This is a genomic window from Polaromonas sp. P3_A5, from assembly GCF_056403055.1.
Window position 1 is genome coordinate 1,583,812 of the sequence record NZ_JBFUGF010000001.1, and the last position, 14,343, is coordinate 1,598,154.

Here is a 14,343-nt window from a genome sequence, read left to right on the forward strand (position 1 = left end):
GGGACAGCCCGTATGCCGGGCTGCGTCGCAGGCTTTCCCTTGAGTCTGAACGGGCTCTTGATCGTTTCCAGAAGGAATCCCTCTCGCATGCCCCATAGCGTTTCCCTGATCAGCACGATTGCCGCCGGCTTGGGTCTGGCCCTGATTTTTGGTTTTCTCGCCGTGCGGCTGCGTTTGCCCGCGCTGGTGGGTTACCTGCTCGCGGGTGTGATCATCGGGCCGTTCACGCCCGGCTTTGTGGCGGATGCGGAGATCGCGAGCCAGCTCGCTGAAATCGGGGTGATGCTGCTGATGTTCGGCGTCGGGCTTCATTTCTCGCTGGACGACCTGCTGGCGGTGCGCAAGATCGCGGTGCCTGGCGCCATCGTGCAGATGACGGTTGCCACCGCGCTCGGCATGGGCCTTGCGCACTGGTGGGGCTGGAACCTCGGCGGGGCGCTGGTGTTTGGCCTGTCGCTGTCGGTCGCCAGTACCGTGGTGCTGCTTCGGGCCCTTGAAAGCCGCGGCATCCTCGACTCGGTCAATGGGCGGATTGCCGTGGGTTGGCTGGTCGTGGAGGACCTGGCCATGGTGCTGGTGCTCGTTCTTCTTCCGCCGCTGGGCGGCTGGCTGTCGGGCAAGGTCGATGCCGATGTCAATGCGCTGTGGAAAACACTGGGCATTACGCTGCTGCAGGTGGGCGGTTTTGTGGCGCTGATGCTGGTGGTGGGGCGCCGCTTCTTCCCCTGGGTGCTGTGGCAGGTGCAGCGCACTGGCTCGCGCGAGCTGTTCACGCTGTGCGTGGTGGCCGCCGCCGTGAGCATCGCGTTCGGCGCGACGGCGCTGTTTGGTGTGTCCTTTGCGCTCGGCGCCTTCTTCGCCGGCATGGTGATGCGCGAATCTGAATTCAGCCACCGGGCTGCTGAAGAGTCGCTGCCATTGCGCGACGCTTTCGCCGTGCTGTTTTTCGTGTCGGTGGGCATGCTGTTCGACCCCTGGGTATTGCTGGAACGGCCACTGCAGGTGCTGGCCGTGGTGGGCATCATCATCGTCGGCAAGACATTGGCGGCCGGCTTGCTGGTGATGGTATTTCGCTATCCGCTGAACACCGCGCTCACCGTCTCGGCCAGCCTCGCGCAGATCGGCGAGTTCTCGTTCATCCTGGTGGGCCTGGGTGCATCGCTGGGCCTGCTGCCCCCCGAAGGGCAAAGCCTGGTGCTGGCGGGTGCGCTGATATCGATTGCACTCAACCAGCTGGTCTTCAAGGCCGTTGAGCCCTTGCAGCAATGGATCCTGGCGAAGTCACCCCTGGCGCGCAAGCTGGAGGCCCGCGATGACCCGACGGCGGAGCTGCCGGCCACGACCGACCCGAAGTATCTGTCGAATCATGTGGTGCTGGTGGGCTATGGACGGGTAGGACGGCGCATCGCCGATGCACTGAAGTCCCATCACATTCCGTTTGTGGTGGCAGAGCAGAATCGCGAGGCAGTGGAACAGCTTCGGGAACAGGGTATTGCGGCCGTGTCTGGCGATGCGGTGGAGGCGGAAGTTCTGGTTCAGGCTCACATCGCGCAGGCGCGCATGCTCGTGATCGCGACGCCCGACACGCTGGACGTCAGACGTATGGTCGCCACTGCGCGTTCACTGAATCCGGCCATTGAAACCGTGGTACGCACCCACAACGAGGCCGAGGCGCGCCTGCTCGACAACGAGAAGGCCGGCAAGGTCTTCCTCGGTGAACAGGAGCTGGCGCAGTCCATGGCGCGCCATGTGCTGGAGCGCGCCGGCACCGCGGGCGCGTCAACCGCAGCGCATTAGGTGCTTGCTTTGGCCCGCAACACGGCGGAGCGCACCAGCGCTAGCCTGTCGTTGCCGAAATACATGTCGTCACCCACAAAGAAGGTGGGTGAACCGAACGCACCGCGCCGGATCGCTTCGTCGGTGTTGGCCTTGAGCTGCTCCTTGATATCGGGTTGTGCAATGCCGGTCAAAAATGCCTCCGCGTTGATGCCGGTCTGTCGGCAGATGGCGGTCAGCACCTCGTCTTGGGAGATGTCTTCCTCACGGGTGAAATACGCCGCGAAGGTGGCTTCGACAAACTCAAGGTAGTGCAGCTCGGCCGTGGCATCCTGTGCAATCCACAGACAGCCGCGCATGGCCTTGACACTGTTGACCGGAAATACCTGGGGTGGAAATGAAATCTTCAGGCCCGCTTGGCGCGCGTTGTCCTGCACGTCCTTGAGCGTATAGCGGTTCTTCGGCGAATTCATGTCTTCCCGCGCGGCATAAATGCCTTTGTTGACGCTGTTGAAGATGCCTCCTACCAGCACCGGCCGCCAGCGAATGGCTTCCCCTAACTCGGCTGCCAGCGGCTGGATGTTGCGAAAAGCGATGTAGGTCCAGGGGCTGGAGCAGTCGAAGAAGAATTCAATCATGGGTATCCCGGTTTTTGAGGAAGGAAAAGGGGGTCAGGAAACCTTGTGCGCGCCGTCCCGTACGCTTTGCGCTGTCTGGCCAAACAGGGCCTTGCGTGCCTCATCGGTCAGCGCCGGTGCGCGCAGTTCCTTGCCCAGGTTCAGCCCGCGTTTGACGGCAGGCCTTTCAAACAGGGCGTCGTACCAGCGTTGTACATGGGGAAATTTTTGCAAGTCAACCTGCTGAGCCTTGTGTGTACGCACCCAGGGAAAGATGGCCATGTCGGCGATGGAGTAAGCAGCACCCGCCACATGCACACCGGTTCGTGCCAGTTGCGCATCGAGCACGCCGTAAAGGCGGTCCACTTCCTTGCTGTAGCGCTCGATCGCATAGGGGATTTTGTCCGGCGCATACAAAAGAAAATGCCCGTTTTGCCCCGCCATGGGACCGAGCCCACCCATCTGCCACATCAGCCACTGCATAGCCTGGTAGCGCTCGCGCAATTCGGCAGGCAGAAAGCGGCCGGTCTTTTCAGCCAGGTACACCAGTATGGCGCCGCTCTCAAACACCGCCACAGGCGCCCCACCGCCGGCAGGCGCGTGGTCGACGATGGCCGGCATGCGGTTGTTGGGGCTGATCGCGAGAAATTCCGGCGTGAACTGCTCACCCTTGCCGATGTTCACCGGGACCAGCCGGTAAGGCAGGCCGCATTCTTCCAGCATGATGGAAATTTTCCAGCCGTTGGGTGTAGGCCAGTAGTGCAGGTCAATCATGGGAAATCCTCGGGGTTTTTGAACTTGTTGAGCGTTAGATCAATGGCGCCAGCTGTGGATGGTCGGCGGCGATTTGCCGGGCTTCGTTGCCGCCCGGCTCCATCATCCGGAAGTCGGAAAAATCAAAGCCCGGACCCACCATGCAGGCCATGAGGGTGTAGCCCATCGCGGCATTCGCCTGTGGCCTGGCTGCCTGCCAAAGGCCGGCCTCTACAACGTGTTGAGGGGTGGTTGCTACGCTGACAGGGCCCAGCGCCGTGCTGCTCAGGCGGTTGTCCTCCGCGTTCCATGTCCAGAGATCGAGTGGTGCGCCCTCCAGATGGACCCACACTTCGTCAGAAAGAACGCGGTGCCAGCGAGAGTGCTGTGTGGCGTCAAGCAGAAAGTAAATAGAGGTCAGTGCGTTGCGCACCGGTCTTCCGTCCTGCGGCGCAACTTGCTGTGTGGAGCGGAACACCTCGCAGTACCAGCCTCCTTCGGGATGCGGTTTCAGCCGCAGCTGTTCAATGAGCTGGCGGGCGCGGGGCGCTGTAGTGAATGGATCTGGCGTGTGGCTGGGCAGGGGCATGAGGCGCAGTGTGCCTTAAACCCGGGCCGGTTTTCAATCTGCCCCGATGGTCCTTGGGCACCTGCGGGACAGGCGTTACTCCAGGTCCTCGATCGCCAGGCTGTGGTACTTCTGCGCATAGGAAAAAGGCACCCTCCGCACGACTTCCATGATGCGCTCCGTGGCGTCTTTGGACGGCACCGGAATCATCAGCGCGTGGTGGCCTTCCCGTGCGAGGTCCACGTACTTGTGAACTGTTGCGCCCTCAGTGCCGACACGCGGCAGGCTCACGTCCGAATGGCCATCCGCCTTGCCGATGTCTTCGAGGATGTCTTCCGGTGTCAGCAGCATGATGCCGTTACTGGCCATTTCCAGTTCATGGGCCACGTGCCTGGCGTCTTCAAGATTCGGGAACATGATGAAGGCGTAGCCGGTGGGGTAAAAGACACCCCCCATACTGAGCATTTTTTTGGTCAGTTCGAAGTTCTTCATGGCGAGTCCTTTCATGCATTGCGTTGGTTCAACGAATCATTAAGGCGCGAAAACTGTAAATTCCCGGTCAGCAATCACATCCTCTTCCTGTCAGACGCAGACGTCAAGTCAGGCCCGAGGCTCACCTCTTATGCCAGCAGGGGCCGCAGGCGCAGCGGCCCCCTCAGGGGGCAGGAAGCTACACGAAGTGAGCGACCGTGGGGGCTACAAGTCCTCTAGCTTGATGGTCGGCTCAGCCATCACACGCACCGTGCTTTGCAGGCCCTGCAGGAGCTGGTTGGCGAAGTAGCTGCTCTGGGTGTCGGGCTCCAGTGCAGCAAACACCAGGTTGCCAAGCGGTTGATTCAGCGGCACGTAGTAGCTGCCGCGAGGCACGTCCACCACGCCGCGTGTCAGGCTGACCTGGACTTTGAGAACGGCCTTGGCGTCGGCGATGGTGCCGCGTACGTCCTGGCGTTCGCCCGAGGTGCTGGAAGTTTCCCGATAGCTGTCGCCGAGCATGGAACCCTGTTCGGCAACGCGCTGTACCTGGACGCCGTGCAGCCGCAGCCGGTCGACGGCCACGGTGGAGGCCGCCGACAGCCAATAGCCGCAGGGGCGTGCGCGAGCTTTAAGGACGCGCAGCGCAAGGGCAGAATCCCAGTCCACGGACACGGTCTTGTCGGCGCCTGTCACGGGGTCGAGCATGAGCAGGTCGTACTGTGCGGAAGTAGGCGCTGCCTCCACGACTGCTTCCTCCTTGCAGGCTTTGGCGCCGACTTCCTTGTCGAGGTAGGGCCGCAGCTGTTGCAGCTCGTTCGCGCGCTGGGCGGTGCTCGCCAGCGCACTGGTGATGGCTGTCACATGGGTGTGAACGCGCCGCTGGATATGCAGGCGGCCAATGCCAACTCCGCGTGTTTCGATCAGCAGGCTGATGGCGTTTTTCAGTCCATAAACATTTCGGCCGGTGTCGGGTTGGGTGCCGCCCATCGAGATTTTTTTGTCGGCCAGGTCGCTTGAGGTGGTGTAGTACCACTCCGTGGTGAGGTTTTGGCCCTTGAGGGCTGCCAGCAGAGGGCGCCGGTACCACTCTTCCGCGGCCTTGGTCAAAAACTCGGGCAGGTTGGCGGTGGTGGCGTACTGGAACAGCGCGTCGAATTTCTGCACGCTGCCGAACTTCTGCAGGAAGCGGCCCACGACCGTGTACTCATGGGCGTCGACTACCACGGTGGGGTGGTAATCGCGGGCGAGCCTGGCAAGCGCCTGGGCTTCCGGCGTGTTGAGCAGCATGTGGTCGCGGTTCATGTCCAGCCCGCCTGTGGTCGCACGTTGCTCATTCGCTGCACCATCAGGATTGGCGCGCGGAACAATCACCACATTGATGCGGTCCAGGGCAGGCTGCAGCAAACCTTGGGCAAGCTCCCGAGCGATGACCAGCAGCGCTTCGCTGCCGGCAGGCTCGTCGCCGTGCTGCTGGCCTACCAGCAGCACCGTGGGCTTGCCTGCTGACTGCATTACCGTGGGGTCCGTGCCGCCGGCGCGGGTCAGGACCAGTGCTTCAAGTGTTTCACCGCGCTGTGACCGGCCAATGGGCAGCACGGCAGCCCTGACCCCGGGCGTGCGGGAAGCTGCGGCGGCCTGCTCGCGCAGCCATGCCTGGATCTCGGCCTGCGTGGTGAACGTGGTGCGGCCGGCTTGAAGCCCTGGCGTGTTGTAAACAACGGAGGGTGCCGGAAAGCGCGCGGCAACCGCGTCGCTATAAGGTGCGGGTTGGCCGACCGTTGCTGTTGGGGGCGCGACGGGCGAGGTCTGGACCGCAGCGGCCACAGGCGCAGGACGTTGCGCGGCGGGCGCTGGGGCTGGTGAGGGCGCAGAAGTCTGCGTGGAGGGTGGCGTCCATGGCGGAAGCGGTACCGAAGTGCAGGCGATTAGCAACGTCAGCGGAAGCAGTGCGACAAGCGGATGTATCCGGAATGTGGGCGGAACGTGTGCGTGTGAGGTGGAGTTGTGCGGCATGGTCGGCGTCATTTGTTCCTGCACTTCAGGGCCTGAACTGTTCGAAGAGGTGTAGCCGCCCATATTACCCGCTTGGCAGCCCGCAGCGCGCGGGTTCGGGCGAATTAGACGGACCTCTGCAGCAAGGCCGCCACGGTTTTCGCTCGGCTCCGCCAGGTTCCTGTATTCCTACAAAAGCGCTCCCGGGTTTCCCACAAATCTCGCGCGAGCGTCGGCCTAAATTGGCTGGGCGATTGGTTTTGCCGGCCGCATTGAATTTCAACCCACAAACAGACTGACCATTAACCCCAAAGAGGATCCCCATGAGCAAAGCACCTCCAAAAAAGCACGATGCTGTAGATCTGCTGGATGCCGACCATATTGCCGTTAAAAAGCTTTTCACCACATTCAGGAAGTTATGCGACAGCCATGCGTCCGGCGAGGAGAAGCGCGAAGTAGCCGACAAGATCTGCCAGGAGCTGACGGTACACGCGCAAATTGAAGAAGAAATCTTCTATCCTCAAGTTCGCGCGGCCATCAACGACGACGCGCTGCTCGACGAGGCGGAAGTGGAGCACGGTACGGCCAAGGACCTGATCGCGCAGATATCGGGAATGGACCCGGAAGACGACCTGTATGACGCCCGCGTGACGGTACTGGGCGAATACATCGACCACCACGTGAAGGAAGAGCGCGAGGAAATGTTCGTCAAAGCCCGCAAGTCCAGGCTGGACCTGGTTGCATTGGCCGACGAGCTGAGCCAGCGCAAAATGGAGCTGATGGACGAATTCAAGACCGCTGAAGTCTGACAGGGTTTCAGCCGGTTGCGCAGGCCAAGACCCTGCGCAGCTGCGGGTGCGTCCTTTCTGGGAAAATGGGGCTATGTCAGCCCTTTTCCCATTTCCCGCTGCGCCTGCATCTGGCGCCTCTGCCGCATTGCCGGGCCATCCCTGGCGGCTGAGCGTGGCGCCGATGATGGACTGGACCGACCGGCATTGCCGCCACTTTCACCGGTTGCTGTCGCGCCACGCCTTGCTTTACACCGAAATGGTGACCACGGGTGCCTTGATCCACGGTGACGTGGAGCGCCACTTGCGCTTCAACGCCGAAGAACATCCCGTGGCGTTACAGCTGGGCGGCAGCGAGCCGGTGGATCTGGCGCGCTGCGCGCAGCTGGGCGAACAATGGGGCTATGACGAAATCAACCTCAACTGCGGGTGTCCCAGCGAGCGCGTGCAGCGCGGGGCTTTCGGTGCCTGCCTGATGGCCGAGCCGCAGCTAGTGGCTGATTGCGTGAAAGCCATGGTCGATGTGGTCGATGTGCCGGTCACGGTGAAGCACCGCATCGGCATCGACAAGGCTGAAAGCTATGAGTTTGTGCGCGACTTTGTGGGTACGGTGAGCGAGGCCGGTTGCAAGGTCTTTATCGTGCATGCGCGCAATGCCTGGCTCAAGGGCCTTTCCCCCAAGGAAAACCGCGAGGTGCCGCCGCTGCGTTATGAGCTCGTGCATCGCCTCAAGCAGGAATTTCCGCACCTTGTCATCTGTATCAATGGTGGCCTGAACACGCTGGAACAGGTGTCACAGCAGCTAAACGTGCTCGACGGCGTGATGATCGGCCGTGAGGCCTATCACAACCCCTGGTGGCTGGCTTCCTGGGACAGCGCCTTCTTCGGCGCTGCCGAATCCCTGCCAACCCGTGAAGCTGTGGAGTCGCAGATGTGTGACTACATGGTGCGCGAGGCTGCCGAGCATGGCACGCCCAAGAGCGCCATTGCGCGCCACATGCTGGGTCTGCGCAACGGCTTGCCTGGTGCGCGGCGTTGGCGCCAGGTCTGGAGCGACCACCGCTTGCGCGACTTGCCGCCGCATGCCGTGATGGCGCTGGCACACGAAATGCCGGCTTTATCGCCATCAGTGCTTGTCGACACCACCACCATGGCCGATGCCTGATTCCGCGCAAAAACAGGCGCGCCAGGCATTGGCCTTGCTCTGGCTGGTACCGGCGCTCTGGACGGTCAACTACATTGTGGCGCGCAAGGCGCCGGGCGTGATAGGCCCCTATCTGCTGGCTTTCGGGCGCTGGGGCCTGGTGGCATTGTTTCTGCTGGTGCTCACGCGGTCCGAGCTGTGGCGCCAGCGCAGCCACATTGCCAAGGTGTGGTGGCAGTACCTGGTGCTGGGCACCCTGGGCATGGTGATTTGTGGCGCTTGGGTCTACCAGGGGGCACGTTCCACTGGTGCGATGAATATCGCGCTTATTTATGCGGCGTCGCCGGTGCTGATAGGTCTGGGGGCGGTGATCTGGCTTGGTGAGCGCCTGGGCCTGCGCCAGGGCTTGGGCGTGGTGCTGGCTATTGCCGGCGTGCTGCATGTGGTGGTCAAAGGCCAGTGGACGGCACTGGCCGGTGTGCAGTTCTCGGCGGGAGACCTGTGGATCGTGGCTGCCACGGTGTCATGGGCGGCCTATGCCTTGCTGCAAAAGCAGTGGCCCAGCCCGCTTGGCGCCACGGCCCGGCTGGCGGCCATCTGCGCAGGCGGTAGCCTGGTGTTGCTTCCCTTGACTGTGTGGGAAATGTCGCGGCCTGATGTCCTGCCGTTAAGCGGCTACGGGCTGTGGCTGATCGTGGTGGCCGCGATTGTGCCGGGACTGGGCGCGTACTGGATTTACGGCTGGGCGCAAAAAATCCTGGGCGCCAGCCGTGTGGCGGTGTCGCTTTACCTGGGCCCCCTCTATGCGGCACTGGCTGCCTGGGTTGTGCTGGGCGAACCGTTGGGCTGGCACCACGCGTTGGGTGCTGCATTGATATTGCCGGGCGTATTTTTTGTAACGGGCGCCGACAAGGGGCTGACTAAAAAACATTCAGGGCCGATACTGACAGAAGGCACTTGAAATTCCTGACACGCATTGGTGACTTCAGCTAGTGGCCTGCTGTTTGTCCATGCAATGCGTGTGTGTGATTTTTGTCTGTTGAATGCGCTCCGGGTTTGAAATGAATCGCGGCCAGCGATTTTGCATTCTTCAACAAAACATTCAAAGCTGCCTGATTGCCTGCGCACTGAGCTATTAAAAAAATAGCAAACTCAACGACCATGAAGACAGACGTGCGATGGTGCCGACATAGTGCACACACGCATACATATCGTCCGCATTCGTTAAAAAATACGCTGTACCTATTCGCGCATTTGGAAAATAATGGAGACGATTGTTCCTTGGAACTTTCCGTTGACGCTGCGATCTATCAATCGCATGGTGTGAGATAACAGTCGATGCATTGCGCGGAATCTGAAGCAGATTTCCATCACGAGTCGGGGTGCTTCGGTTCCCGCGCGCAAAGGAGGCTTTATGGATGTCGTCCGTAATTTTCTGACGCGTTATGAACAGACGCGAGAAGAGGAGCTGTCCATTGAGGACTACCTCGACGCCTGCAAGCGCAGTCCTCTCGTCTACGCCACTGCGGCTGAGCGGATGCTCGCCGCCATTGGCGAGCCTGAACTGCTGGACACCCGGCATGACCAGCGCCTGTCGCGCCTGTTCGGCAACAAGGTCATCAAGATCTACCCGGCGTTCCGCGACTTCTACGGCCTGGAGGATCCCATCGAGCAGGTGGTCTCTTACTTCCGCCATGCCGCGCAGGGCCTGGAAGAGAAAAAGCAAATTCTGTACTTGCTCGGCCCGGTGGGCGGCGGCAAGTCGTCCATCGCCGAGCGGCTCAAACAGCTGATGGAGCAGGTACCTTTTTACGCCTTGAAGGGCTCGCCTGTTAATGAGTCTCCGCTGAGCCTGTTCAATAATGCAGAGGACCTTCCGCTGCTCGAATCCCAGTACGGCATTGCACCGCGTTACCTGCAGCGGGTCATGTCGCCGTGGGCGGTCAAGCGCCTCGAGGAGTACGGTGGCGACATTCGCCGGTTCCGCGTGGTCAAGCGCTTTCCTTCTATCCTGAAGCAGTGCGCCATTTCCAAAACAGAGCCCGGCGACGAGAACAACCAGGACATCTCTTCGCTGGTCGGCAAGATCGACATCCGCAAGCTGGAGACTTACGCCCAGGACGATCCCGACGCATACAGCTATTCCGGCGGCCTGTGCCTGTCCAACCAGGGCCTGCTTGAATTTGTCGAGATGTTCAAGGCGCCCATCAAGGTGCTGCATCCCTTGCTGACCGCCACCCAGGAGGGCAACTTCAAGGGCACGGAGGGCTTTGGCGCCATTCCCTTCGACGGCATTGTGATGGCGCACTCCAACGAAAGCGAGTGGAAGGCTTTCAAGAACAACAGGAACAACGAGGCTTTCCTGGACCGGATCTACATCGTCAAGATTCCGTATTGTCTGCGCGTGTCGGAGGAGGTGAAGATTTATGAAAAGCTGATTCACAACTCCTCGCTGCGCAACGCCATCTGCGCCCCCGGCACCTTGAAGATGATGGCGCAGTTTGCTGTGCTGACGCGCCTGAAGGAGCCCGAGAGCTCCAGCATTTTCAGCAAGCTGCAGGTGTATGACGGTGAAAACCTCAAGGACACCGATCCGAAAGCCAAGAGCTACCAGGAATACCGCGACTATGCGGGCGTCGATGAGGGAATGAATGGGATCTCGACGCGCTTTGCCTTCAAGATTTTGTCCAAGGTGTTCAACTTCGACTCCACCGAAATCGCGGCCAACCCGGTGCATTTGATGTATGTACTGGAGCAGCAGATCGAGCGCGAGCAGTTCCCGCCTGAGACCGAGCAGAAGTACCTGGCCTACATCAAGGAAATCCTGGCCATGCGTTATGCCGAGTTCATCGGCAAGGAAATCCAGACGGCCTACCTGGAGTCCTATTCGGAATATGGGCAGAACATTTTCGACCGTTATGTGACCTACGCCGATTTCTGGATCCAGGACCAGGAATACCGCGATACCGATACCGGTGAAATCTTCGACCGCTCGGCGCTCAATGCCGAGCTCGAGAAAATCGAGAAGCCCGCCGGCATCAGCAACCCGAAAGATTTCCGTAACGAGATTGTCAATTTCGTGTTGCGCGCACGCGCCAACAACGCGGGCAAGAACCCGGTCTGGACCAGCTACGAAAAACTCCGCACCGTGATCGAGAAAAAAATGTTCTCGAACACCGAAGACCTGTTGCCGGTGATTTCGTTCAACGCCAAGGCCAGCGCGGACGAGCAGCAAAAACACGAAGACTTCGTCAACCGCATGGTCGCCAAGGGGTATACCACGCGGCAGGTCCGGTTGCTGTGCGACTGGTACCTGCGGGTACGCAAGAGTTCCTGAGGCCCACGGCGCGCCGTGGCGGCGCGTCCTGTGTCAGGTGTAGTCATGTGTATGTGACCGGAGATCACTGTGCTCCAGCAAGTCATTGACAGGCGGTTGGCGGGAAAGAACAAGTCCATCGGCAACCGCGAGCGCTTCCTGCGCCGATTCCGCGGGCAGATACGTGACGCCGTGCGCCGTGCTGTCGCGGGCCGCAGCATCCATGACATCGAACAGGGCGAAGACGTCACATTGCCGCGGCGCGATGTTTACCAGCCGGTGTTTGGGCACACCGGCGGCACGCGCGAGACCGTGCACCCCGGCAACCGTGAATACGTGCGCGGCGATCACATCGCGCGGCCGCAGGGTGGCAGCGGCGGCGGGTCGGGCGGTGAGGCCAGTCCCGACGGCGCGGGGGAAGACGACTTTGTCTTTCGCATCACACGCGAAGAGTTCATGCAGTACTTCTTTGACGACCTTGCGCTGCCCGATCTCATACGTACCCAGCTTTTGCCCGATGCGCCGGAATGGAAATCCCGCCGTGCCGGCTTCATCTCGGATGGAACGCCAACCAACCTGCACGTGGTGCGTTCGCTGCGGGTCGCGCTCAGCCGGCGCATCGCCATAGGCGGGGAGACGCGGCGGCAGGTGCATGAACTGGAGGCGCAGCTGGCGCTGGCCCTGCGCGACGCGCCGGATTTGCCTGACGAGATTCTTTCCTTGAGGACACAAGTCGACGCGCTTCGCCGGCGCCTCAAGACTATCCCGTTTTTTGATCCCTTCGACCTGCGTTACCGCAACCGGGTCAGAGTGCCGCAGCCCAGTGCCAAGGCGGTCATGTTTTGCCTGATGGATGTATCGGGCTCCATGGACGAAACGCGCAAGGACATCGCCAAACGGTTTTTTATCCTGCTGTACCTGTTCCTCAGGAAGCATTACGAGAAAACCGACGTCATCTTCATTCGCCACCACACCCAGGCCGCCGAGGTGTCCGAAGAGGAGTTCTTCCAGTCCACCGAAACCGGCGGCACCGTGGTGTCCAGCGCACTGGCCTTGATGCACCAGATCATCCAGGAGCGCTACCCTCCCGGCGACTGGAACATCTACGGTGCCCAGGCTTCGGACGGCGATAACTGGCACCAGGACTCGGCCCGCTGCCGCGAGTTGCTGGTCGGCAAGCTGCTGCCGGTGTCGCGGTATTTCGCCTATGTCCAGGTCGGTGAAGAGGACCAGAACCTCTGGGAGGAGTACACCCAGGTGCAAGAGGACAACCGGAATTTCGCGATGCGCAAGGTCGCAGCCGCGGACGAAATTTTCCCGGTGTTCAGGGAGTTGTTCAAAAAAGGCGCCAAGCCATGACAAAGACCGCAAAAAAGCCTGCCGAAGTGGCGGCGCCTGGCTTGTCCGGCACCGGGCGCCGGCATGCCTGCCTGCCCAGCCCATCCGACTGGTCCTTCGAGTTGATCGAGCTCTACCACGGCGAGATTGCGCGAAAGGCAAAGTCCTTCGGCCTGGACACCTACCCGGTTCAACTCGAGGTCATCACGGCCGAGCAGATGATTGATGCCTATGCCTCGGTAGGCATGCCGGTGAACTATCGGCACTGGTCCTTCGGCAAAGAGTTCATCTCGACGGAAAAAAATTACCGACGCGGCCAGATGGGGCTGGCTTACGAAGTCGTGATCAATTCCAACCCCTGCATCGCCTACCTGATGGAAGAAAACACCATGCCCATGCAGGCGCTGGTGATGGCGCATGCCTGCTACGGCCACAACTCCTTCTTCAAGGGCAACTACCTGTTCCAGATGTGGACCGACGCCGGCGCCATCGTCGATTACCTGGTGTACGCACGGGCCTACATTGCCGAGTGCGAAGAGCGCCACGGCTGGGAGGCGGTCGAGCAACTGCTGGATTCCTGCCACGCCCTGATGAGCCACGGCGTGGACCGTTACCAGCGCTCGCAGAAGCTGTCGCTGGCGGAGGAAGAAGCCCGCCGCAAGGACCGCGAGGCTTATCTGCAGCAGCAGCTCAATGACCTGTGGCGCACAGTCCCCAGGTCTGCCGACAAGCCGGCCGAAAAAACCCATCGCCGTTTTCCGCCGGAGCCGCAGGAAAACATCCTGTATTTCATCGAGAAGAACGCGCCCCTGCTGGAGCCATGGCAGCGCGAGGTGATCCGCATCGTGCGCAAGATCGGCCAGTATTTTTACCCACAGCGCCAGACGCAGATCATGAATGAAGGCTGGGCCACCTTCTGGCATTACACGCTGCTCAATTCCCTGTACGACGAGGGCTTGCTGACCGACGGCTTCATGATCGAATGCCTGCGGTCCCACACCAATGTCATTTACCAGCCGCCGGTGACACATCCGGGCTACAACGGCGTCAACCCCTACGCGCTGGGGTTTGCCATGTTCAGCGACCTCAAACGCATTTGCGAGTCTCCCACGGAAGAAGACCGGCAGTGGTTGCCGGACGTTGCCGGCTCCAACTGGCTGGAGACGCTGGACTACGCGATGCGGCATTTCCGCGACGAGAGTTTCATCGGGCAATACCTTTCGCCGCGTCTGATACGCGAATTCCGCCTCTTCTCAGTGGTGGATGACGCGAGCAGGTCCGAGCTTGAAGTGGCGGCCATTCATGACGACGCGGGTTATCGGCATGTACGCGAGGCGCTGTCGCGCCAGCATGACCTGAATTACCGCGAGCCCAACATACAGGTCTGGGACGTTGACGTACGCGGGACCCGCTCCCTGACCTTGCGCCACAGCCGCCACAACGACCGAACGCTCACCGACGATGTCCAGGAGGTGATCAAGCATGTTGCGCGCCTTTGGGGTTTTCCCGTCCTGCTTGAAAGTGTGGACAAACATGGCAAGGTGGTGCAGCACTGGGAGGCGGTGCCGCAGGCCTGA

Annotated in this window: 12 protein-coding genes; 7 read left to right on the forward strand and 5 right to left on the reverse strand. The window is 61.0% G+C overall.

Annotated features, from left to right (window positions below; translation table 11 throughout):
- Positions 1 to 87: 87 nt before the first annotated feature.
- Entirely contained in the window at positions 88 to 1,797 is a 1,710-nt protein-coding gene (locus AC1DU8_RS07595; RefSeq protein WP_477665764.1) for a cation:proton antiporter domain-containing protein, read from the forward strand.
- Here AC1DU8_RS07595 and AC1DU8_RS07600 read toward each other — a convergent pair.
- From AC1DU8_RS07600 to AC1DU8_RS07620, 5 genes are all read right to left on the reverse strand, one after another.
- Positions 1,794 to 2,414, reverse strand: coding sequence for a DsbA family protein (locus AC1DU8_RS07600; RefSeq protein WP_477689373.1), 621 nt, complete (start codon positions 2,412 to 2,414; stop codon positions 1,794 to 1,796). The two genes, AC1DU8_RS07595 and AC1DU8_RS07600, sit on opposite strands and share 4 nt — an antisense overlap.
- Before the next feature lie 33 nt (positions 2,415 to 2,447).
- Positions 2,448 to 3,167 carry a glutathione binding-like protein gene (locus AC1DU8_RS07605; protein WP_457280392.1) on the reverse strand — a complete coding sequence of 240 codons (720 nt, stop codon included), beginning with the start codon at positions 3,165 to 3,167 and terminating at the stop codon, positions 2,448 to 2,450.
- A gap of 34 nt (positions 3,168 to 3,201) precedes the next feature.
- On the reverse strand, positions 3,202 to 3,735 hold the full coding sequence (locus AC1DU8_RS07610) for a cupin domain-containing protein (protein WP_457280393.1): 534 nt from the start codon (positions 3,733 to 3,735) through the stop codon (positions 3,202 to 3,204).
- Positions 3,736 to 3,810: 75 nt separating this feature from the next.
- The gene (locus AC1DU8_RS07615; protein WP_457280394.1) at positions 3,811 to 4,206 is read right to left on the reverse strand and encodes an RNA-binding protein; all 396 of its coding nucleotides are present in this window, start codon (positions 4,204 to 4,206) and stop codon (positions 3,811 to 3,813) included.
- Positions 4,207 to 4,410: 204 nt separating this feature from the next.
- A complete protein-coding gene (locus AC1DU8_RS07620) occupies positions 4,411 to 6,201 on the reverse strand; it encodes a M14 family metallopeptidase (protein ID WP_477727040.1) in 1,791 nt (596 codons plus the stop codon).
- 302 nt (positions 6,202 to 6,503) lie between these two features.
- On the opposite strand from AC1DU8_RS07620, the gene AC1DU8_RS07625 reads away from it, so the two are divergent.
- The 6 genes from AC1DU8_RS07625 (at position 6,504) to AC1DU8_RS07650 (ending at position 14,343) form a co-directional block, all read left to right on the forward strand.
- Positions 6,504 to 6,989, forward strand: a complete 486-nt coding sequence (locus tag AC1DU8_RS07625) for a hemerythrin domain-containing protein (protein ID WP_457280395.1) — start codon at positions 6,504 to 6,506, stop codon at positions 6,987 to 6,989.
- 73 nt (positions 6,990 to 7,062) lie between these two features.
- A complete protein-coding gene (gene dusA / locus AC1DU8_RS07630) occupies positions 7,063 to 8,133 on the forward strand; it encodes a tRNA dihydrouridine(20/20a) synthase DusA (protein ID WP_457280396.1) in 1,071 nt (356 codons plus the stop codon).
- Positions 8,126 to 9,073 (forward strand): DMT family transporter, encoded by a 948-nt coding sequence (locus AC1DU8_RS07635; protein WP_457280397.1) that lies wholly within the window; start codon positions 8,126 to 8,128, stop codon positions 9,071 to 9,073. The genes dusA and AC1DU8_RS07635 overlap by 8 nt, the downstream gene beginning before the upstream one ends.
- A gap of 453 nt (positions 9,074 to 9,526) precedes the next feature.
- Positions 9,527 to 11,449 carry a PrkA family serine protein kinase gene (locus tag AC1DU8_RS07640; RefSeq protein ID WP_457280398.1) on the forward strand — a complete coding sequence of 641 codons (1,923 nt, stop codon included), beginning with the start codon at positions 9,527 to 9,529 and terminating at the stop codon, positions 11,447 to 11,449.
- 63 nt (positions 11,450 to 11,512) lie between these two features.
- Positions 11,513 to 12,787, forward strand: a complete 1,275-nt coding sequence (locus tag AC1DU8_RS07645; RefSeq protein WP_457280971.1) for a YeaH/YhbH family protein — start codon at positions 11,513 to 11,515, stop codon at positions 12,785 to 12,787.
- A complete protein-coding gene (locus AC1DU8_RS07650; protein WP_457280399.1) occupies positions 12,784 to 14,343 on the forward strand; it encodes a SpoVR family protein in 1,560 nt (519 codons plus the stop codon). The genes AC1DU8_RS07645 and AC1DU8_RS07650 overlap by 4 nt, the downstream gene beginning before the upstream one ends.